Consider the following 21,288-nt stretch of genomic DNA (forward strand, 5'->3'; position numbering starts at 1 on the left):
GTCAAATCAATGTTTGCTGATCCACCGCCTTCGCGAGCAAGCCCGCTCCCACAGGATCTACGGTTCCAGGCCTATCGGGTAAAACTCGCCACCACTCCATACCCCCAACCAGCGCTGCCCGTCGATCTCACGACTGACCGCCAACTCCACCAGTTGGTAAAACACATTGCGGTGGATCAGCGCTTCAAGGTTACTGCGCACATGCACGTAGGGCGCAGGTTCCTGGGTATGGGGATCGATCACCACCCGCATCGGATGCTCGGGCCCGGCTTCGGTGGTCTCCTCGACATTGGTGGTGAAGCGCAGCAGCTGCCCTTCGCCCTCGCCTTCGACCTCGAGGGTCACGGCCACGAACGGCGCATCGTCGACCTTGATGCCGACCTTTTCCACTGGAGTGATCAGGAAATAATCATCGCCGTCGCGGCGGATGATGGTGGAGAACAACTTGACCATCGGCTTGCGCCCGATAGGCGTACCCAGGTAGTACCAGGTGCCGTCACGGGCGATGCGCATGTCGATGTCGCCGCAGAAGTCGGGGTTCCACAAGTGGACCGGCGGCAGGCCTTTGGTCTTGGGGATCTGGCCCAGCAAGTCGTTGGCTTTTTGCGGTCCGCTCATGGTGACTCCTTGGTTATTCGTCGCTCATCCCCAGCAGGCTGCGGGCATACTCACGCAACGGCGTGGCGATGAGGTCCTGGGGCTGTTTGTCGTGCAACGTCAGTAAACCGCCACGACTCTTGATCCGTGCAGTATCAATCAAATACTGGGTGCTGGTCTCGATCAACATGATTTGAATCACGCTGGTGTCGACGCCCAGGCGATCCACGGCCTCTTCGTCCGCCCACTCGTCCGTATTGCCGATGCGGTTGTCGGCCTTGGCGAACCGGGTGTACAGCAAGTAATGAGCGCCGGCGGCACGGGCCTCGCCCATGGCCTGATCGAGACCTTCAGGAACCCGGGCACGACGGACCATGGGGAAATATTCGATGAAGCCGTTAAAGGCTTCCTCGGCCACGACATTGGGCCGTGGATAGGCACTGCCTGGGGGCGCGAAAGCGCCTTGGGCAATGTAGATGAACGAGTCCGGCTGGATACGCAGGTTGTTAATACGGCGGCTATCGCTATGGTCCAGCAGGCCGGCGTCACTCATGTGATAACGAACGCCCTCCCCCATGTCGCTGACATTCATGCAACCGCCAAGCGCCAAAACGGCCAGCAGCAAAACCAGGCTACGCATCCTACCCTCCAGAAACCGGTGTCGGAAAACCGGCGAATGGTCGTGGGATGCAGCTTTTGCGCCAGTCCTTGGGATCGCTTGGATTTCCGCCTTGGAATATCCCTGTGGCGAGGGAGCTTGCTCCCGCTCGGCTGCGAAGCAGTCGTAAGCTTTTAAAACCAGGAGGGCTGCTTGCAGCCCAGCGGGAGCAAGCTCCCTCGCCACAGGGAAGGATCAGCCGCCGATGATCTTCATGATGGTCGCACCACCGGAAAACGCTACTTCCTGTTTATCCCCCAATGCCTTCATCAGCAAGCGCTGAAGCGCCGGCAGCGCCTGGTGACGGGGCTTGTCCAGCAGATCGCCGACGAAGTGTCGATTGCTCGAAGACAGGCAGCCATGCAACCAGCCCGTGGAGGACAAGCGCAGGCGCGAACAGGTACGACAGAACGGCACGCTTTCGTTGGCAATTACGCCAAAGTGCCCCTGCCCCGGAATTTCATAGCGCACCGCCGTGGCATCCACCGGCGCGTTGGCTTGCAGGTACTCGTATTGATCGCCGATCAGGCTGAGCAATTGCTGGAGGCTGACGAATTGCTGCAAAAACGCGTTGGAATCGCGGGCCAGGTGCCCCATGCGCATCAACTCGATGAAACGCAGCTCATAGCCGCGATCCAGGCAGTATTCGAGCAAAGGCATCACTTGGTCCAGGTTCTGCCCGCGCAGCGGCACCATGTTGACCTTGATCTTCATTCCAGCGGCGCGGGCCTGCTCCATGCCGCCGAGCACAGTCGTCAGGTCACCGCCCCGGGCAATGCTCTTAAACGCGACGGGATCCAGGGTATCGAGGGAAACGTTGATCCGCCGGATGCCGGCATCGACCAGCAAAGGCAGTTTTTTCGCCAGCAACTGACCGTTGGTGGTCAGGCTGATGTCTTCCAGGCCCATCTGCCCCACCGCCGTCATGAACCGCTCCAGCTTGGGGCTGACCAGCGGCTCACCGCCAGTGATGCGCAACCGCTCGATGCCGGCGGCCTCGATCAGGTATTCCACCCCGCGCGCCATGGCCTCGGCCGACAGTTCATCCTGCGCAGCCACCAGCCGCTTGCCGTCAGGCACGCAGTAGGTACAGGCATAGTTGCAGGCTGACGTCAGGCTGATCCGCAGATTGCGAAAGCGCCTGCCTTGACGATCAACGATCATGGATCACTCCGGCAAGAAGAAGAAACGGACTGGCGAAACTTGACCTATAAATCAAGTTTTCACAAGACCCAAGCCTGAGTATATTCCTGGGGCACTGCGCCATGTAAGCGGACATGGCGCAATCAGGCAGCTGAATGTCAGTGGCTGGGGAGGTCTGTATCGCGCTTGCGCTTGTTGCCCATGCGCACGCCGATGTCCATCAGGAACTGGAAGAAGCCTTCCTGATCTTCCAGTACGTTGCTCCAGAACGGCGAGTGATACAGCGCCACGGCGCCATGCACCAGCGCCCAGGCCGCACAGTAATGGAAATAAGGCGGCACGTCTTCAAGCTTGCCTTCGCTGATACGCCCCTTGATCAACAGGGTCAGGCGATCGAAGTTCGAAGCGCGGATCTTGTGCAGTTCCTCGACCATCTCCGGCACCTGGTTGCCCTTGACCACCTTCTCTTCCAGGCGATCGAACAAGCGGTAGCGTTGCGGGTCGCGCATGCGGAATTCGAAGTAGGCCCGGGACAGCGCTTCCTTGTCCTTGTCCACATCGGCCGAATGCAGCAGCTCATTCAAATCGCGCTCGTAGTCGAGCATCAGGCGCAGGTAGATCTCGGCCTTGGACTTGAAGTGTTTATAGATGGTGCCTTTGCCGATACCCACGGCATCCGCAATCATCTCGACGGTGACGCTGTCTTCGCCCTGGTCGAGGAACAACTTGAGCGCGGTGTCGAGAATTTCCTGCTCGCGGCGGCGAAACTCACGGACCTTACGGGGTTCTTTGTGCATAAGAAAAAGGTCTGAAGGGTCAAAATTCGAAGCCGGGTATTATGCCTAACTTACGCAAAAATGCACGGATCATCCGTTCCCGGCCACAGTTCTTCACAAAACCAATCGCTTCTCGCGTTCCACTTCCTGGGTCGCCGGGCCACTGCGTCGCGCTTTGGCGCCAATGAGAACTTATCCGAAGCGAGCGTATTCCAAATCTGTTTAAAAACCGCCCCGACCAGACTGGACGGGTTGGCATACTGATCAATACTTGAACTGTCGGGGCGACATCTCCCCCAAGTGACGCCCCGATAAAGGTACCAACGGACCGCGTGCCTTTGTTTTACTCCTAATGGTCTTAACCCGGATTCACCCCCCAGAACCCGGGTTTTTTTTGCATGCAATTCAGGCTATTGCCGGGCGTACATGGGCCAATGGAAACAATTTCTTAAAATTCTCCGTGGTCTGTTCGGCAAATCGCTCGTAGGACTCACCGCGTAACATTGCCAGGAACTCCGCCACTTCCCGTACGTATTGGGGCAGGTTCGGCTTGCCGCGATACGGAATCGGCGCCAGGTAAGGCGAGTCGGTCTCCACCAGCAGGCGGTCGGCCGGTACTTTGCTGGCGACGTCGCGCAGGGCGTCGGCATTGCGGAACGTCACGATCCCGGACAAGGAAATGTAATACCCCATGTCCAACGCGGCCTTGGCCATGTCCCAATCCTCGGTGAAGCAATGCAACACCCCGGCCTGGGGTAGCGCCGCGTCGTGCAGCAAGGCCAAGGTGTCGGCCCGGGCGCCACGGGTGTGAATGATCACCGGCTTGCCGGTCTGCCGGGCAGCCTCCAGGTGCAAGCGGAAGGAAGCCTGCTGTACCTCGGCGGCTTCCGGCTCGTAGTGATAATCCAGGCCGGTTTCGCCAATGGCGACGACCCGAGGGTGATCGAGTTCACGCAGCAGCCAATCGAGCGCCGGCGCGGCGTCGGGCTGGACATCCAGCGGATGAACACCGACCGAACAATCGACATCCGCGTAGCGTTCGGCCAATGCCTTGACGTCGGCGGCGTTGTCGGCGCTGACACCGATGCACAGGAAATGCCCGACACCTCGCTGGCGAGCAGCGTCCAGCGCGGCATCCAGGGACCCGTCATGGGCAGCGAGGTCGAGACGATCGAGGTGACAATGGGAATCTACAAGCATAAAAGGACTGGCTACATCGTATGGGTGGGACGGTCGGACTTCAAAGCGCCGGCCAGGTGGGTTTCGATCTGATTGCGCGCCGAATTGTCGCCGTCGTTGAACTGCACGCCGACGCCTGCGGCCCGGTTGCCCTGGGCGCCCTTGGGGGTTATCCAGATCACCTTGCCGGCGACCGGGGTTTTTTCCGGCTCGTCCATCAGGCTCAACAGCATGAACACCTCATCGCCCAGGCGATAATTCTTGTTGGTGGGAATGAACAGGCCGCCATTCTTGATAAAGGGCATGTAGGCGGCATAGAGCACCGACTTGTCCTTGATAGTCAGGGACAGGATGCCGTTGCGTGGTCCGGGACTGACAGGTTCGTTCATGCTGATCTCCGCTGCGATTGAGCTGAGTCTAGGCGCTGGCTGTCAGTTTCGGCCAGGCAAACTCGCCCACTGCACCAACAACGCTTCGAGCAACAACACCCGATTGAGGTTCGCCTTGCTCAGCACCTTCTGACGTTGGGCAAGAATCCAGTCCTGAATGTTCAAGATTTTATCCTGGCTGCTTTTTTGCGCCAGGTACTGGATGACCTTGCGCATGTCCGCCAGCCCCAGGCCCGCCTCATCCTCGGTCAACTGGTAACGCAGGATCAGGCTCGACCAATCGCAGAACCAGTCGAACAGCAAGAGCAACGGGATGGCATTCCAGCCCTCGGCCAGTTGCGTGGGGGATTGTTGCTGCTTGAGCAGTTTCTTGACCCCGTCCACCACCAACGCACGCTGCTCATGCACGCCCTGGGCCTGGAGACTGACAGCCGCCAGGGGCGATCCGGCGGCCAGGGTCAGCAGCTCGACGCGTTCTTCATCGCTGCTGTCGGGCAAGGCCTGGGCCAGCCATTGCAGGCTCATTGTTTCGCTCGGCAGCGGGCAGGCCTGTTGTACGCAGCGACTCTTGATGGTCGGCAACAAGCGGCTCGGCTGGTGGCTGACGAGCAACAGCACGGTGTCGCCGGAAGGCTCCTCAAGGCTCTTGAGCAAGGCGTTCGCGGCATTGATGTTCATCGACTCGACCGGCTCGATCAGCACCACCTTGCGCCCGCCCATCTGTGAGGTCTGGACCACGAAGCTGACCAAGTCCCGGACCTGGTCGACCTTGATCGCCTTGTCCGCCTCTTCCGGCTCCAGTACGTAGTTGTCGGGATGGCTGCCGGCCTTGAGCAGCAGGCAGGATTTGCAGGCACCGCAGGCGTTCGCGGCACGCGGTTGCTGACACAGCAGGCTGGCCATCAGGCGCTCGGCCAGTGCGCGCTTGCCGATCCCCACCGGCCCATGCAACAGGTAGGCATGGGCATGCTGGGCACGCCCGGCCAGTTGTTGCCAGAGACCGTCCTGCCAGGGATAGGCTTCAGCCACGGGCACGCTCCAGCAAACGCGGCAGCAAGTCATCCAGGGACTGCTGGACCTGGCTCAGGGGTTGAGCGGCATCGATCAGCAGGTAGCGCGCCGGATCGGCCTTGGCCCGGCTCAGGAAAGCATTGCGCACCGCATTGAAGAACCCCTGGCCTTCAAGCTCGAAACGATCCAGCCGCCCCCGGGCGCTGGCACGGGCCAGGCCGATTTCCACCGGCAGGTCGAATATCAGGGTCAGGTCCGGCCGCAGGTCACCCTGCACGAACGCTTCCAACGCAGCGATGCGCTCCAGGGACAAGCCCCGGCCGCCGCCCTGATAGGCATAAGTGGAATCGGTGAAGCGGTCGCAAAGCACCACCGCGCCACGGGCCAGCGCCGGACGAATCACCTCGGCCAGGTGCTGGGCCCTGGCGGCGAAGACCAGCAACAGCTCGGTGTCGGGGTTCATGACTTCGTCAGCGGGCGCCAGCAACACCTCGCGAATCCGCTCGGCCAGCGGCGTGCCGCCCGGCTCGCGGGTCAATACCACTTCGATACCGGCAGCTTGCAGGCGTTCGGCCAGGTATTCGCGGTTGGTGCTCTTGCCGGCGCCTTCGGGGCCTTCCAGCGTAATAAACAAGCCAGTCACGGGGGGTCCTTAATCAGAGTCATTGCGGGCTCGGTGGCTCGCTGGCATTCGGTTCGGGAGCGGGTTGCTGCGCCGGCACCTGGGGCATCGTTTCCGGTGCCGTGTCGGGCGACGCGGCAGGAATCGGCGCCTGTTCGTCCGGTGCCGCCGGGGCCGGGCTGGAGCGGTAGTCGGCGCGGCGCTTGAGCTGGAATTCGCGCACCGCGTTATTGTGCGCCTCCAGGTCATCGGAGAACACGTGGCTGCCATCGCCGCGAGCGACAAAGTACAGGCTGTTGCCCGCCGCCGGGTTCAACGCGGCATGAATCGCCTCGCGCCCCACCATCGCAATCGGCGTCGGCGGCAGCCCCGGGATCAGGTAGGTGTTATAGGGATTGTCTTCTTTCAAATGGGCACGGGTGAGTTTGCCGGTGTAGCGCTCGCCCAGACCGTAGATCACCGTGGGGTCGGTCTGCAGCAGCATGCCCTGGCGCATCCGCCGTACGAATACTCCGGCAATCTGAGCGCGCTCCTGGGGCACGCCGGTCTCTTTCTCCACCAGCGATGCCATGATCAATGCTTGATAGGGCTGCGTGTAAGGGGCATCGTCGGCCCGCTGCGCCCACTCCTTGGCGAGCACATCCTCGAGACGGTCGTAGGCCTTTTTCAGCAGGTCGACGTCCGAGGTACCGCGCACGAAGCGGTAGGTGTCCGGAAAGAACCGGCCCTCGGGAAATATCCCGGAATGCCCCAGGCGTTCCATCACCTGGCTGTCGCTCAGGCCGGTCAGGGTCTGCTGGAGCTTCTCGTCCTTGGCCAGTGCCGCACGCACCTGACGGAAATTCCAGCCTTCCACCAACGTGACGGTGTACTGCACAACTTCCCCACGCTTCCAGACACCGATCAGGCCTTCCATGGTCATGCCGGGCACCATCCGGTATTCACCGGAGTGCAACGGCTGGTCGGCGAGGTTGAAACGCCAATAGACCCGCAACCAGAAGGCGTCCTTGATCAGGCCATCGGCTTCAAGGCGCTTGAGGGTTCCGGTCGGGGTGGTCCCGTTGGGCACGTCCAGCATTTCCTCCTGGGTGATATTCAGCGGCTGTTGCAGCGCCGAATGGATCTTCCAGGCCGAAGCACCCAACAACAGCCCTGCCAGAACCAGTCCGGTTTCCAGCAGCAGCAAGAATTTACGTCTCACGAATCAAACATCCAATAACGCGCGGGCAAGGGTCTGCAGTTTACGGGTGAGCGGCCCAGCCGACCAGCGTGCCGAACCACAGCTCAGCACTGGCCACACGCCATAAACGCTGTTGCAGACAAAGACTTCATCAGCCTGGTGCAGCTGTTCGAGGGAAATATCGGTGATTTGGGTGGCGATGCCGTGAGACTCGGCTTGAAACAATAATTCTGCACGCATCACCCCGGCCACGCCGCAACGGCTCAAGTCTGCAGTGATCAGGGCACCATCGCGCACCAGGAACAGGTTGCTGAAGACCCCTTCAACCACCCGCCCGGACGTGTCCAGCATCAAGCCTTCGGCATACTGCGCGCCGGTCCACTCGGCACGTGCCAGCACTTGTTCCAGGCGGTTGAGATGCTTGAGACCGGCGAGCAAGGGCTGCTCGGACAAGCGCACGGAACAAGGGAAGAGGTTCACGCCGAGTTCGGCATGGGCCGCCGGATAAGCCGCCGGAGCGCTGCCCTGCAAGATGCGCCGGGCCTCGGTCGAAGGATCAGCGGCATAACCGCGCAGGCTGTCGCCACGGGTGACGATCAGCTTGAGCACACCGTCGCCCAGGGACCGGGCGTAGCTGTTCAGCTCCGCGCTCAAGGTGGCCCAGTCAACCCGCAGCGCCAGCCGCCGACAGCCTGTCTCCAGGCGCTGTAGATGACGCTCCAGCAACACTGCTGTGCCGCTGCGCACGGCGATGGTTTCAAACAACCCATCGCCATAAGCCAGGCCGCGGTCTTTCAGCGACAGGGTGCCGGCCGGCTGACCGTCGACCCAGCTTTCCATCAGCCGGCGAACCGGCGGAACACCAGCGAGCCGTTGGTCCCGCCGAAGCCGAAGGAGTTGGACAGCACCACATCGATGTCCATGCTGCGGGCGGTGTGTGGCACAAAGTCCAGGTCACAGCCTTCGTCCGGCTCGTCCAGGTTGATGGTCGGCGGCGCGACCTGGCTGTTGATCGCCAGTACGCTGAAGATCGCCTCCACCGCCCCAGCCGCACCCAGCAGGTGACCGGTCATGGATTTGGTCGAGCTGACCGCCAGCTGGTAGGCATGTTCGCCGAACACAGTCTTGATCGCCTGGGCTTCGGCCAAATCGCCGGCCGGGGTCGAAGTACCATGGGCGTTGATGTACTGCACCTGCTCGCCATTGATTTTCGCGTCACGCAGGGCGTTGGCGATGCACCGGGCCGCACCGGCGCCATCGGCCGGTGGCGAGGTCATGTGATACGCATCGCCACTGGTGCCGAAGCCGATCAGCTCGGCATAGATGGTCGCGCCACGAGCCTTGGCATGCTCCAGCTCTTCGAGCACCAGCGCACCGGCGCCGTCGGACAGCACAAAGCCATCGCGGCCCTTGTCCCAGGGCCGGCTGGCGCGGGCCGGCTCGTCATTGCGGGTCGACAGCGCACGGGAGGCACCGAAGCCACCCATGCCCAGGCCACAGGCCGCCATCTCGGCGCCGCCGGCAATCATCACGTCGGCTTCATCGTACATGATGTTACGGGCGGCCATGCCGATGCAGTGCGTACCCGTGGTACAAGCGGTGGCGATGGCGTAGTTAGGTCCCTGTGCCCCCAGATGGATGGACAGGAAACCGGAAATCATATTGATGATCGAGCCAGGCACGAAGAACGGAGAAATCCGTCGCGGCCCGGAATCGTGCAGCGTGCGGCTGGTTTCTTCGATATTGGTCAAGCCGCCAATACCCGAACCCATGGCCACGCCGATGCGCTCACGGTTGGCATCGGTGACTTCAAGGCCGGCGTTACGCACCGCCTGGAAACCGGCTGCGAGGCCGTATTGAATGAACAGGTCGAGCTTGCGGGCTTCCTTGACCGACAGGTACTCCTCGACATTGAAGCCGTTGACCGAGCCGCCAAAACGGGTGGAATAGGCAGAAAGGTCGGTGTGTTCGATCAGACCAATGCCACTGCGGCCAGCCAGAATGCCCTGCCAGCTGCTCGGCACATCCGTGCCCAGTGGCGACAACATACCCATACCGGTGACTACGACGCGTCTACGCGACACAGCACTCTCCTTTTTCTAATGACGACTTTGCATCAGGCCTAAAGAAAAAACCGCACGCCAGAAAGGCAGTGCGGTTTTTCCATGACAGCTAGCGACGACTAAAAACGATTACGCCTGGTGGCTGGTAACGTAGTCGATAGCAGCTTGTACAGTAGTGATCTTTTCAGCTTCTTCGTCAGGAATCTCGGTCTCGAATTCCTCTTCCAGAGCCATCACCAGCTCAACGGTGTCAAGGGAGTCGGCACCCAGGTCTTCAACGAAGGAAGCGGTGTTCACAACTTCTTCTTCTTTAACGCCCAGTTGCTCGGCAACGATTTTCTTGACGCGCTCTTCGATGGTGCTCATACCTTGTTTTCACTCCTAATGGACAAATTCAGGCAGCTGGCCGGTGGGTAAGTGTATAGAAGAACTTTTCGGTTTTTCAACCGAAAGCTTCACTCCTCAAACCCTGCGGCCCGCCGTCTATAAAATGATTGCAGCTTTATAACGGATTTTAGACAGCTCGTATGACATTTTTTTGAAGCAATCCGTCACATTTAACTCATGTACATCCCGCCGTTCACCGGGATTGTAGCCCCAGTCACGTATGCCGCACCGTCCGACGCAAGAAAAGCGACCACGGACGCGATTTCTTGAGCTTGCCCCAGACGACCCAGCGGAATCTGCGTCTGCAGGGCTTCACGCTGTGCTTCTGGCAGTTCGCGGGTCATGTCGGTATCGATGAAACCCGGGGTGACCGAGTTTACCGTAATCGAGCGCGAACCCACTTCACGCGCCAGCGCACGGCTGAAACCTTCCAGACCGGCCTTCGCCGCAGCATAGTTTACTTGGCCGGCGTTGCCCATGGCACCCACAACCGAACCGATACTGATAATCCGCCCCCAACGAGCCTTGGTCATGCCGCGCAGAACGCCCTTGGACAGCCGGTACAGACTGTTCAGGTTGGTATCGACCACGTCGAACCACTCGTCATCTTTCATGCGCATCATCAGGTTATCGCGGGTGATGCCGGCGTTATTGACCAGGATCGCCGGCGCGCCGAACTGCGCCTGGATGCTCGCCAGTACCGCCGCAACCGATTCGTCGCTGGTGACGTTCAGTTCAAGGCCGGTGCCTTGGATACCGTTTTCCTTGAGGGTTGCGGCGATGCGCTCGGCGCCCGCTGCGGAAGTCGCGGTGCCGACGACGATGGCGCCTTGACGACCCAGTTCCAGGGCAATGGCCTGGCCGATGCCACGGCTTGCACCGGTCACCAGTGCAACTTTACCTTGCAGACTCATGCAAGCTTCTCCTGTTCAGGCCTGCGCTGCACGGGCGGCAGCGAAAGCGTCTGGGGTGTTGAGATTGGAAGTCGATACGCCTTCGGCGCAACGTTTGTTCAGACCGGCGAGGACTTTGCCAGGGCCGCACTCGACCAGCTCGGTCGCGCCCTTGGCCGCCAGGGTCTGCACCGATTCGACCCAGCGAACCGGCTTGTAGAGTTGTTCCAGCAAGTCGCGCTTCAAGGTCTCGAGATCCGCTGCCACGCTGGCGCTGACGTTCTGCACCACGGGAATCTGCGGCGCCTGCCAATCGATGGCGGCGATGGACTCGGCAAAGCGCTCGGCAGCCGGACGCATCAGTTCGCAGTGCGATGGCACGCTGACCGGCAGCGGCATGGCGCGCTTGGCACCCCCCGCCTTGCAGCCCTCGATGGCGCGTTCGACAGCAGCCTTGGCGCCAGCGATCACCACCTGGCCCGGGGAGTTGAAGTTTACGGCGCTGACCACCTCGCCTTGCGCCGCTTCGGCGCAGGCTGCCAGCACGTCGGCGTCTTCCAGGCCGAGGATCGCCGCCATGGCGCCCTGCCCGGCCGGAACGGCCTCTTGCATCAACTGGCCGCGGCGCTCCACCAGTTTCACCGCGTCACCCAGGCTGAGGCTGCCAGCGGCAACCAGGGCACTGTATTCGCCCAGGCTGTGACCGGCGACGAATGCCGGGCGCGCACCACCTTCGGCCAGCCACAGGCGCCACAGCGCGATCGACGCGGTCAGGATGGCCGGCTGGGTTTTATCGGTCTGGTTGAGCTGCTCTTCCGGCCCCTGCTGGGTCAATGCCCATAGGTCATAGCCGAGAGCATCGGAAGCTTCTTTGAAGGTTTCGAGGATCAGCGGGTATTGCGCGCCCAGCTCGGCCAGCATGCCGAGGGACTGCGAGCCCTGTCCTGGAAAGACGAATGCGAGGGAAGCAGACATGAAAACAAAGCCCCTAATGATCTTGTTGTCAAAAATTGACGCCCCTGGGGACGCTAGGCTTTGTACGAAAAGTGCCTGATCGCCGCTCGGCGGCTTTTCGTACGAACCCTAGGAAACTGACAGTTGGATGGCGGGTTGAACCGACCGGTCACATTTAAGCATTGTCGGACGAAAACGCCTAAGTTAACAAATCCTCGAGGCGACCATGCAGACGCTTGGGCAGGTTCTCCTGGATTTCGATCAGTGCCCGATTGATCGCACTCTGGAAACCCTCGGCGCCTGCCGAGCCATGACTCTTGATCACGATGCCTTGCAGCCCGAGGAAACTCGCCCCGTTGTGCCGCGCCGGCGCCAGGTCTGCCTGCAATCGACGCATCAGCGGCAATGCCAGGGCGCCCACGACTTTTGATGCCAGGCTTTGCCTGAACAGGTTCTCGATACGCTGGCCGATCATGGTCGCCAGGCCTTCGCTGGACTTGAGCAGGATATTGCCGACAAAACCGTCGCACACCACCACATCCGCCTCGCCGCGGTACAAGCCATCCCCTTCGACGAAACCGATGTAGTTGATGCCAGGGGCTTTTTGCAACAGCGTGGCCGCAAGCTTGACCTGCTGGTTGCCCTTGATGTCCTCAGTGCCAATGTTGAGCAGCGCCACCCGTGGGCGCACGATGCCCAGGGTCTCAGCCGCCACCGAGCCCATCACCGCAAACTGCAACAGATGCTCGGCGCTGCAATCGACATTAGCCCCCAGATCGAGCAACTGACAGAAACCACGCTGGGTCGGGATCGCCGCCACCATCGCCGGCCGGTCAATGCCCGGCAGGGTCTTGAGCACGTAGCGCGACAGCGCCATCAGCGCACCGGTATTGCCGGCGCTGACACACGCCTGGGCCTTGCCGTCCCGCAGCAGCTCAAGCGCCACCCGCATCGAGGCGTCGGGCTTGTTGCGCAGGGCCTGGGCCGGCTTTTCATCCATGGTGATGACTTCGGACGCCGGGGTAATGGTCAGGCGCGCGCGATCCACAGCCGATTGGCCGCCGAGCAAGTCTTCCAGGAGAGAGGGTTGACCGACAAGGGTCAGGTGCAGCGAGGGCGTAGCATTCAGACAAGCAAGGCTGGCCTGAACAATGCTGCGGGGACCGAAGTCCCCGCCCATTGCGTCAATCGCGATGACTTGAGCGGACAAGGATTACTCGTCAGCGCCCTTGTCGATCACTTTACGACCACGGTATACGCCTTCTGGCGATACGTGGTGACGCAGGTGAACTTCACCGGTGGTTTTTTCTACAGACAGGGTGCTAGCCTCGAGAGCGTCGTGCGAACGGCGCATGTCACGGGCAGAGCGGGATTTTTTGTTCTGCTGAACAGCCATAATTGATTAACTCCTAAACGTTTGGGTCACGCTTTAACTGCGCCAATACACTGAACGGGTTGGACCGCGTTACCTCGTCCTCGCTCGGTTCGGGCTCATCTGCTCCCGCCGGCTGCTGGCATTCTTCCGGATGATGAGCAGGCACAATGGGCAAGGCGAGCAGAAGCTCCTCCTCGATCAGTGCCTGCAGATCCAATGGATCTTCGCCCAGTTCCAGCACGTCATAACCTTTCGGCAACGACTGGGTATTCGCACCCTCCTTCACCACGGCGTAACTGCATTCGCTGTGGATCGGCAGGGTGACCAGCTCAAGACAACGCTGGCAAACCATTTTGACTTCAGTGTCGATAAAACTGTGGATCACCACAGATTTACGTTCATCTCGTTCAAAAACGAATTTGGCCTGGACCGTACCGACATCGTCGGAAAGCGGGTCGCAGAGTCTCTTCAAATCGGCCAGCAGCAGTTCACCTTGAAGGGTGGTGCCACGGTCAGCCAATTTGCGCGGGTCAACGTGAGGTGGAATCGGGTCATTCAACATAGGCGCAGCATTATAGGGATGCACCGGGCCATGTCAAAGGAAATTCAGCCCTGTCCGTCACTTGCACGCCTCGCTAGAATCCGCCATTGCCTTTGGAGATGCCCATGCTGCCTTTATTACTTGCCTCCAGCTCAGTCTATAGACGGGAATTGCTGGCCCGCCTCGGATTGCCGTTCGTCTGCAGCTCGCCCGACATCGACGAAAGTCATCGTCCCGGCGAGCCTGCCGTCGAGCTGGTAAAACGCCTGGCCCGGGAAAAAGCCCAGGCACTGGCGGCCAGCCATCCGGCGCACCTGATCATCGGCTCGGACCAGGTTGCCGTACTCGGCGAGCGCATCCTGGGCAAGCCGCACACCTTCGAAAACGCGCGCGAACAACTGCTGGCCGCCAGCGGCACCCGGGTCACCTTCCTGACGGGGCTGGCACTGCTCAACAGCCAGACCGGCGCCTGTCAGGTCGATTGCGTTCCGTTCACCGTCACGATGCGCACCCTGGAGCCTGCGCGCGTCGAACGCTACCTGCGCGCCGAACAACCCTACGACTGCGCCGGCAGCTTCAAGGCCGAAGGGCTGGGCGTCAGCCTGTTCCAGAGCACCGAAGGCCCGGACGCCACCAGCCTGATCGGCCTGCCGCTGATTCGCCTTGTGGATATGTTATTGGCCGAAGGTGTGCAGATTCCCTGAACTGAAAAACACCCGTGGCGAGGGAGCTTGCTCCCGCTCGGTTGCGCAGCGACCGCTGGAACCTGGGGCCGCTTCGCCCGAGGCGTCGGACCGACCCAGCGGGAGCAAGCTCCCTCGCCACTGAGGCAATGGAAGCCTGCGCTCTTAGCGCAGCGTCGGCCCCTGGAAGCCCATCCACATCGCCAGATGCTCGGCGATACTCGCCCCGAGCTTTTTCGAGAAGCGGTCAAATGGCGACTCTTCGATGGTGAAGTCCACCAACTCCTTCTGACCAATCACATCCCTCGCCACCGAACTGGCACTGCCCAGGCCGTCGATCAGGCCCAACGGCAAGGCCTGCTCGCCCGACCAGACCAGCCCGGAAAACAGCTCCGGATGCTCCTTGTCCTTCAGGCGCTCACCCCGTCCTTTCTTGACGCTGGCAATAAACTGCTTGTGAGTGGTGTCGAGAACGCCCTGCCAGAAAGCGGTCTCCTCCGGTTTCTGCGGCTGGAACGGGTCCAGGAAAGACTTGTGTTCGCCAGACGTGTAGACCCGACGTTCAACCCCAAGCTTGTCCATTGTCCCGACAAACCCGTAGCCGGCGGCCGTAACCCCAATGGAGCCCACCAGGCTGGCCTTGTCGGCATAGATCTGGTCGGCGGCACTGGCAATGTAATAGGCGCCGGACGCCCCGAGATCGGAAATCACCGCGTAGACCTTGATATCCGGGTGCAAGCCGCGCAGCCGGACGATCTCGTCGTACACATACCCCGACTGCACCGGACTGCCGCCCGGGCTGTTGATGCGCAGCACCACGCCCTTGACCTTGGAGTCCTCGAAAGCCGCCCGCAGGCTGCCGACGATATTGTCCGCACTGGCGGGCTCCTTGTCGGCGATCATGCCTTCGATATTGATCAGCGCGGTGTAGGCCGATCCGCTGACGGCGCTTTTTTCCACGGACATCAGCGGCGTGAACAACGCCAGCGCAAGAAACAGGTAAACAAACGTCAGGAGCTTGAAGAAGATGCCCCAGCGACGGGAACGGCGCTGCTCCTGCACGCTGGCCAGCAAGGTCTTTTCCAACAGCTTCCAGCTTTTGTCGTCACCGCTTTCGGCGCTTGCCTTGGCAGGTGCCTTCCATTCATCGGTCATGCATGCATCCCCAGCAGAACTTAATGGGCCCGCCCGCTCAGCCAGGCGTGCAACTCAGGAAAATGATCAATCGACAGTCGCGGCTCGAAGGCCTGTAGCGCCTCGATCGTCTGGGCCCCGTAGCTGACGGCCACCGAGCCCATGCCGGCATTGCGCGCCATCTGCAGGTCGAACGACGAGTCGCCCACCATCAGCGCTTGCTCCGGGCGCATATTGCAGTGCGCCAGGATCTGCTCAAGCATCAGAGGATGCGGTTTGCTGGCAGTTTCATCGGCGGCGCGGGTGATATCGAAATAATCGTCCCAGCCATGGGATTTCAACACTCGATCCAGCCCGCGCCGCGCCTTGCCGGTCGCGACCGCCAGGTGATAACCCTCGGCTCGCAGGGTCTGCAGGGTGTCAGCCACGCCATCGAACAATGGCGAAGGTTCGGCCTCCAGCGCGATGTAGTAATCGGCGTAATGCTGACGAAAAACCACCAGCTCTTCGTCCTGGATATCCGGATAGAGGCTGCGAATGGCTTCCGGCAACCCGAGACCGATGATGCCCTTCACTGCCAGGTCATCGCACCGGGCAAACCCCGAGCGGTCCGACGCAACATGCATCGATTCCACGATCCGGCCGATGGAATTGGCCAACGTGCCATCCCAATCAAAGATCAACAACTTGTAATCAGGATGCACTCAACCGCTCCACGGTCTTGGCCCACATCTCATCCACGGGGGCCTGCAATTTCAGCTCGCCACCATCGGGCAGCGGCACGGTGAGCATGTAGGCATGGAGAAACAGGCGCTTGCCGCCCAGCTCACGGATTTCCTTGGTGAAATCCTCGTCGCCGTATTTGCTGTCTCCGGCGATGCTATGCCCGGCATGCAGGGTGTGGACACGGATCTGGTGGGTGCGACCGGTCACTGGCTTGGCCTCGACCATGGTGGCGAAGTCACCGAAGCGGCGCAGCACCTTGAACACGGTCAACGCCTCCTTGCCCTCTTCGTTGACCTCGACCATGCGTTCGCCAGAGCGCAGGTTGCTCTTGAGCAGCGGCGCACGCACCTGCTTGACGGAGGTTTCCCAGCGACCGCGCACCAGCGCCATGTAGCGCTTGTCCACGCCGTCGCCGCGCAACTGTTCATGCAAGTGGCGCAGCATGCTGCGTTTCTTGGCGATCATCAGCAGGCCGGACGTGTCGCGGTCCAGGCGGTGGACCAGCTCCAGCTCCTTGGCATCCGGACGCAACTGACGAAAGGCTTCGATCACGCCGAAATTCAGCCCGCTGCCGCCATGAACCGCAATGCCTGCGGGCTTGTTGAGCACGATCAGGGCCTTGTCTTCGTAGACGATCGCGGCCTCAAGGCGTTGCAGCAGGCCTTGGGCCACCGGCACCGGCTCATCGCGTTCGGGCACGCGAACCGGTGGAACGCGCACGACGTCACCGGCCTGGAGCTTGTATTCGGGCTTGATCCGGCCCTTGTTCACCCGCACTTCGCCTTTGCGCAAGATGCGGTAAATCAAGGTCTTGGGCACGCCTTTGAGTCGGGCCAGGAGGAAATTGTCGATTCGTTGGCCGGCATATTCCGGCGAGACCTCGAGCAGTTGAACGCCAGGGGTCGAAGGGGCAGTAGTCGTCATGGCGGCGATCATAACAATTTTTTATGGAATTGAAGCACTTAATCATTGCTGCTATAGTCGCGAACGCCGCCAAAAGTGGCTGGACAGCGGACTAACGGTCAAAAACCGGCCCTGACCAACGCAATTCACGAGGACGAGAGGCCGTCCTACGGGGCTTTCGCTACGTAACGGTAGAGTTTGCAGGTGTAACGAGCGCAGGTGACATGAGGCCTGAAATACGCCGCAAAGCAGAGTTCTGACTCGCCTTGCGCGCCACATTCACGGCCAGTTCACAAAGTGCAGTCAGCTGCAGACGACCCCGAGCGAAAGCTTCGGAAACAACGCCTAAATGAGCCATGATGCGTGACCTCCCCTTTCGGAGCTCACGGTAAATGCCAACCCGCTGCGGATTCTGCGCGCGGCAGCACCCGAATTATCAGGGATACGTGTAGGGTGGAGACGTACAACCGTCGGACTGTGTAGCACTAGGCTTATATTTAGACGCTTCATCTCGTCCACAGACGCCGGTTGATTCCTCCTCCTGACTGAGTGCTTGAGTACCAGCAAGCAGGACGCGTCCGTCGCGACTTCGCCATCATTGGGTCGAACTCGCTGGACACTGGAATGGCCCTGCCACTTCCAGGACGCACCTGACACCGACCGTGAGAAGTCGTGTGTGCCGAACGCCGTTTCCGGCAGCCCGGAAACCGACGGTACTACATGAAAAGAATGCTGATTAACGCAACTCAACCCGAAGAGTTGCGTGTTGCACTGGTAGACGGCCAGCGCCTCTACGACCTGGATATCGAATCCGGTGCACGCGAGCAGAAGAAGGCCAATATCTATAAAGGCCGGATTACTCGCATCGAACCAAGCCTTGAGGCTGCCTTTGTCGATTTCGGCTCCGAGCGCCACGGCTTCCTGCCCCTTAAAGAAATCTCCCGCGAATACTTCAAGAAAGCCCCTGAAGGCCGCGTCAACATCAAGGACGTCCTGAGCGAAGGCCAGGAAGTCATCGTCCAGGTCGAAAAAGAAGAACGTGGCAACAAGGGCGCCGCCCTGACCACCTTCATCAGCCTGGCCGGCCGTTACCTGGTGCTGATGCCGAACAACCCGCGTGCCGGCGGCATCTCCCGCCGTATCGAAGGCGAAGAGCGCAACGAACTGCGTGAAGCCCTCAATGGCCTGGTTGCCCCAGCCGACATGGGCCTGATCGTTCGCACTGCCGGCCTTGGCCGCAGCAGCGAAGAGATGCAGTGGGACCTCGACTACCTGCTGCAACTGTGGACCGCCATCAAAGAAGCTTCGCTGGATCGCTCCGCGCCGTTCCTGATCTACCAGGAAAGCAACGTGATCATCCGCGCGATCCGCGACTACCTGCGCCAGGACATCGGCGAAGTGCTGATCGACAGCGTTGAAGCCCAGGACGAAGCCCTGACCTTCATCCGCCAGGTGATGCCGCAGTACGCCAGCAAGATCAAGCTCTACGAAGACAGCGTCCCGCTGTTCAACCGTTTCCAGATCGAAAGCCAGATCGAGACCGCCTTCCAGCGCGTCGTCGAGCTGCCGTCCGGCGGTTCCATCGTCATCGATCCGACCGAAGCCCTGGTGTCCATCGACATCAACTCGGCCCGCGCCACCAAAGGCAGCGACATCGAAGAAACCGCCCTGCAGACCAACCTGGAAGCGGCCGAGGAAATCGCCCGTCAGCTGCGCCTGCGCGATATCGGCGGCCTGATCGTCATCGACTTCATCGACATGACGCCGGCCAAGAACCAGCGCGCCGTGGAAGAAAAAGTCCGCGAATGCCTGGAAGCCGACCGCGCCCGCGTACAGGTCGGTCGCATCTCGCGCTTCGGCCTGCTGGAAATGTCCCGTCAGCGCCTGCGCCCATCCCTGGGCGAAAGCAGCGGCATCGTCTGCCCACGCTGCAACGGCACCGGCATCATCCGTGACGTCGAGTCGCTGTCCCTGGCAATCCTGCGCCTGATCGAAGAAGAAGCCCTGAAGGACCGCACCGCCGAAGTGCGCGCCCAGGTGCCGATCCCGGTCGCCGCGTTCCTGCTCAACGAAAAACGCAACTCGATCACCAAGATCGAACTGCGTACCCGGGCCCGTATCGTCATCCTGCCGAACGACCACCTCGAGACGCCGCACTTCGAAGTGCAGCGCCTGCGCGATGACAGCCCGGAAGCCCACACCAACCAGTCCAGCTACGAAATCGCCGCGGCAGCAGCCGAAGTCGAAGACGTCCAGCCGGCCGCCGCCACCCGCACCCTGGTTCGCCAGGAAGCCGCGGTCAAGACCGCCCCGGCCCGCGCCAACGCTCCGGTCCCGACCGAAGTGGCCGCTCCGGTTGCAGCACCGGCCGCTGCTCCAGAACCTAGCCTGTTCAAGGGCCTGGTGAAGTCGCTGGTCAGCCTGTTCGCCACCAAGGAAGAACCTGCCGCTCCGGCCGTCGTTGCCAAGCCAGCCGCTGCCGAGCGCCCGGCCCGCAACGAGGAACGCCGCAACGGTCGCCAGCAGACCCGCAACCGCAACGGTCGCCGCGACGAAGAGCGCAAGCCTCGCGAAGAACGTGCGCCTCGTGAAGAGCGTGCACCGCGTGAGGAACGCGCCCCACGCGAGCCACGTGAAGAACGCCAGCCTCGTGAAGTCCGTGAAGACGCGCCTACCGTAGCTCGCGAAGAGCGCGCACCGCGCCCGCCGCGTGAAGAGCGTCAACCGCGCGCCCCGCGTGAAGACCGCAAGCCACGTGGCGAGCGTGAAGAACGCGTCCGCGAACTGCGTGAACCACTGGATGCCGCTCCGGCCGTTGCAGCTACCGCTGCCGCTGTCGCTGAAGAGCGTCCGGCTCGCCAGCCGCGTGAAGAACGCGCACCGCGTCCACCGCGTGAAGAGCGTCAACCGCGCGCCGAACAGGCCGCTGCCAGCGAAGAAGAAGTGCTGAACGCCGAAGAGCAACTCTCGGAAGACGGCCAGGACACCGCCGAAGGCGATCGTCCACGCCGCCGTTCCCGTGGCCAGCGTCGTCGCAGCAACCGTCGTGAGCGTCAGCGCGATGCCAACGGCAATGTGATCGAAGGTTCGGAAGAGTCCGAATCCGCCGAGAACGCCGAAGCGCCAAGCGCCGCCGACCTGGTTGCCGGCCTGGCCGTGACCGAGGCCGTTGCCAGCAGCGCGATCAGCGCGCCGGCCGAAGCCCAGGCCAACGAGCAAGCCGAACGCGCCACTGCGGCAGTGGAAAACGCCCCGGCTGTCGAAGCACCGGTCGTCGAAGCTACTACCCCGGTAGAAGTGACTGCTTCGCCGGAAGTGGAAGTCGCTCCGGTTCGTGAAGCCCAGCCTGAAGTCCAAGCCGTTGCCGAGCCTGCGCCGATTGTCGAGCAGCCGGTGGTTGCCGCTGAGCCGGCCGTCGAGGCAGCCGCTCCGGCACCAGCAGTTGAGCCGGTCCGTGAAGAGCAGACTGCATTCAACTGGCACGCCGAGCCGGCTCCGGTCGCTGAACCTGAGCCGACCCCGGAACCAGTGAAAGCCGTCGAACCACAAGTAGTCGAGGCCGCTCCGGTGGTCGAGGCGCCTGTGGTTGTCGAAGCGCCAGCCGTTGTGGAAGAGCCGGCACCCGCCAGCGCCCTGACCGCAAACGGCCGCGCGCCAAACGACCCACGTGAAGTGCGTCGCCGCAAGCGTGAAGCCGAGCGTCTGCAGAAGGAAGCCGAACAAGCTGCCGCTGCTGCGCAAGCACCAGCCGCCGAGCCTGCTCCGGCAGCGGAAGTAGTCGAGGCAGCCCCTGCCCCGGACGCTGAAACCGCTTCAGAGCCAACTCCGGCTGAATCGGCTCCGGTGATCGACGAGCCTCAACCGTTCGCCGAAGAAGTCGCACCGCGTCACACTGAAGCCCTGGAAAAAGAGCACGAGCCTAAGCCTCACGCCTGATTCCATAGCCCAGTAAAAAGCCCCGCCTGGTCATGCCAGGCGGGGCTTTTTCATGGCTGACACATAAGCACCTGGCGCACCGCATCCTGTGGGAGCGGGCTTGCTCGCGAAGGCGCCGGGTCAGCGAGCATCACGGGG

At 61.5% G+C, this 21,288-nt stretch carries 22 protein-coding genes; 2 read left to right on the forward strand and 20 right to left on the reverse strand.

Going from position 1 to position 21,288, the window contains the following annotated elements:
• Nucleotides 1-57 precede the first annotated feature (57 nt).
• The 17 genes from RGM2987_RS04020 to RGM2987_RS04100 form a co-directional block, all read right to left on the reverse strand.
• Nucleotides 58-618 carry a DUF1285 domain-containing protein gene (locus RGM2987_RS04020; protein ID WP_245138822.1) on the reverse strand — a complete coding sequence of 187 codons (561 nt, stop codon included), beginning with the start codon at nucleotides 616-618 and terminating at the stop codon, nucleotides 58-60.
• Between the two features lie 13 nt (nucleotides 619-631).
• Nucleotides 632-1,237 carry a DUF4823 domain-containing protein gene (locus tag RGM2987_RS04025; protein WP_245138823.1) on the reverse strand — a complete coding sequence of 202 codons (606 nt, stop codon included), beginning with the start codon at nucleotides 1,235-1,237 and terminating at the stop codon, nucleotides 632-634.
• A 213-nt stretch (nucleotides 1,238-1,450) separates the two neighbouring features.
• On the reverse strand, nucleotides 1,451-2,419 hold the full coding sequence (locus RGM2987_RS04030; RefSeq protein WP_245138824.1) for a radical SAM protein: 969 nt from the start codon (nucleotides 2,417-2,419) through the stop codon (nucleotides 1,451-1,453).
• Nucleotides 2,420-2,556: 137 nt separating this feature from the next.
• The gene (locus tag RGM2987_RS04035) at nucleotides 2,557-3,195 is read right to left on the reverse strand and encodes a TetR/AcrR family transcriptional regulator (protein ID WP_245138825.1); all 639 of its coding nucleotides are present in this window, start codon (nucleotides 3,193-3,195) and stop codon (nucleotides 2,557-2,559) included.
• A gap of 384 nt (nucleotides 3,196-3,579) precedes the next feature.
• Entirely contained in the window at nucleotides 3,580-4,374 is a 795-nt protein-coding gene (locus RGM2987_RS04040) for a TatD family hydrolase (protein ID WP_245138826.1), read from the reverse strand.
• Nucleotides 4,375-4,385: 11 nt separating this feature from the next.
• Nucleotides 4,386-4,742 (reverse strand): PilZ domain-containing protein, encoded by a 357-nt coding sequence (locus tag RGM2987_RS04045; RefSeq protein WP_245138827.1) that lies wholly within the window; start codon nucleotides 4,740-4,742, stop codon nucleotides 4,386-4,388.
• 42 nt (nucleotides 4,743-4,784) lie between these two features.
• Nucleotides 4,785-5,771, reverse strand: a complete 987-nt coding sequence (locus tag RGM2987_RS04050) for a DNA polymerase III subunit delta' (RefSeq protein ID WP_245138828.1) — start codon at nucleotides 5,769-5,771, stop codon at nucleotides 4,785-4,787.
• On the reverse strand, nucleotides 5,764-6,396 hold the full coding sequence (gene tmk, locus RGM2987_RS04055; RefSeq protein WP_245138829.1) for a dTMP kinase: 633 nt from the start codon (nucleotides 6,394-6,396) through the stop codon (nucleotides 5,764-5,766). The genes RGM2987_RS04050 and tmk overlap by 8 nt, the downstream gene beginning before the upstream one ends.
• 19 nt (nucleotides 6,397-6,415) lie before the next feature.
• On the reverse strand, nucleotides 6,416-7,576 hold the full coding sequence (gene mltG / locus RGM2987_RS04060) for an endolytic transglycosylase MltG (RefSeq protein WP_245138830.1): 1,161 nt from the start codon (nucleotides 7,574-7,576) through the stop codon (nucleotides 6,416-6,418).
• A 3-nt stretch (nucleotides 7,577-7,579) separates the two neighbouring features.
• A complete protein-coding gene (gene pabC, locus RGM2987_RS04065) occupies nucleotides 7,580-8,395 on the reverse strand; it encodes an aminodeoxychorismate lyase (RefSeq protein ID WP_245138831.1) in 816 nt (271 codons plus the stop codon).
• Entirely contained in the window at nucleotides 8,395-9,639 is a 1,245-nt protein-coding gene (gene fabF / locus RGM2987_RS04070) for a beta-ketoacyl-ACP synthase II (RefSeq protein ID WP_245138832.1), read from the reverse strand. The genes pabC and fabF overlap by 1 nt, the downstream gene beginning before the upstream one ends.
• A 108-nt stretch (nucleotides 9,640-9,747) precedes the next feature.
• Nucleotides 9,748-9,984 (reverse strand): acyl carrier protein, encoded by a 237-nt coding sequence (gene acpP / locus RGM2987_RS04075; RefSeq protein ID WP_003175607.1) that lies wholly within the window; start codon nucleotides 9,982-9,984, stop codon nucleotides 9,748-9,750.
• 191 nt (nucleotides 9,985-10,175) lie between these two features.
• On the reverse strand, nucleotides 10,176-10,919 hold the full coding sequence (gene fabG / locus RGM2987_RS04080; RefSeq protein ID WP_245138833.1) for a 3-oxoacyl-ACP reductase FabG: 744 nt from the start codon (nucleotides 10,917-10,919) through the stop codon (nucleotides 10,176-10,178).
• A 15-nt stretch (nucleotides 10,920-10,934) separates the two neighbouring features.
• Nucleotides 10,935-11,873: an ACP S-malonyltransferase gene (fabD, locus tag RGM2987_RS04085; RefSeq protein WP_245138834.1), complete on the reverse strand. Its 939-nt coding sequence runs from the start codon at nucleotides 11,871-11,873 to the stop codon at nucleotides 10,935-10,937.
• Between the two features lie 178 nt (nucleotides 11,874-12,051).
• On the reverse strand, nucleotides 12,052-13,062 hold the full coding sequence (gene plsX / locus RGM2987_RS04090) for a phosphate acyltransferase PlsX (RefSeq protein WP_245138835.1): 1,011 nt from the start codon (nucleotides 13,060-13,062) through the stop codon (nucleotides 12,052-12,054).
• 3 nt (nucleotides 13,063-13,065) lie between these two features.
• Nucleotides 13,066-13,248, reverse strand: coding sequence for a 50S ribosomal protein L32 (gene rpmF, locus RGM2987_RS04095; RefSeq protein WP_003179396.1), 183 nt, complete (start codon nucleotides 13,246-13,248; stop codon nucleotides 13,066-13,068).
• Nucleotides 13,249-13,261: 13 nt separating this feature from the next.
• Entirely contained in the window at nucleotides 13,262-13,789 is a 528-nt protein-coding gene (locus RGM2987_RS04100; protein WP_245138836.1) for a YceD family protein, read from the reverse strand.
• Between the two features lie 104 nt (nucleotides 13,790-13,893).
• Between RGM2987_RS04100 and RGM2987_RS04105 the strand changes: the two genes are divergently transcribed.
• Complete coding sequence (locus RGM2987_RS04105) at nucleotides 13,894-14,472, forward strand: nucleoside triphosphate pyrophosphatase (RefSeq protein ID WP_245138837.1); 579 nt, start codon at nucleotides 13,894-13,896, stop codon at nucleotides 14,470-14,472.
• Nucleotides 14,473-14,616: 144 nt separating this feature from the next.
• Here the strand turns inward: RGM2987_RS04105 and RGM2987_RS04110 are convergent, their stop codons facing one another.
• The 3 genes from RGM2987_RS04110 to rluC are packed head-to-tail and all read right to left on the reverse strand — an operon-like array spanning nucleotide 14,617 to nucleotide 17,235.
• On the reverse strand, nucleotides 14,617-15,606 hold the full coding sequence (locus tag RGM2987_RS04110; RefSeq protein ID WP_245138838.1) for a S49 family peptidase: 990 nt from the start codon (nucleotides 15,604-15,606) through the stop codon (nucleotides 14,617-14,619).
• Nucleotides 15,607-15,626: 20 nt separating this feature from the next.
• The gene (locus RGM2987_RS04115) at nucleotides 15,627-16,289 is read right to left on the reverse strand and encodes an HAD-IIIA family hydrolase (protein WP_245138839.1); all 663 of its coding nucleotides are present in this window, start codon (nucleotides 16,287-16,289) and stop codon (nucleotides 15,627-15,629) included.
• Nucleotides 16,279-17,235 carry a 23S rRNA pseudouridine(955/2504/2580) synthase RluC gene (gene rluC, locus RGM2987_RS04120; RefSeq protein ID WP_245138840.1) on the reverse strand — a complete coding sequence of 319 codons (957 nt, stop codon included), beginning with the start codon at nucleotides 17,233-17,235 and terminating at the stop codon, nucleotides 16,279-16,281. Before rluC ends, RGM2987_RS04115 begins: the two co-directional genes overlap by 11 nt.
• Nucleotides 17,236-17,934: 699 nt before the next feature.
• On the opposite strand from rluC, the gene rne reads away from it, so the two are divergent.
• Nucleotides 17,935-21,150, forward strand: coding sequence for a ribonuclease E (gene rne / locus RGM2987_RS04125; protein WP_245138841.1), 3,216 nt, complete (start codon nucleotides 17,935-17,937; stop codon nucleotides 21,148-21,150).
• Nucleotides 21,151-21,288 lie beyond the last annotated feature (138 nt).

Origin of the sequence: Pseudomonas sp. RGM2987 (assembly GCF_022952855.1) — a bacterium.
Classification (GTDB): Bacteria; Pseudomonadota; Gammaproteobacteria; order Pseudomonadales; family Pseudomonadaceae; genus Aquipseudomonas.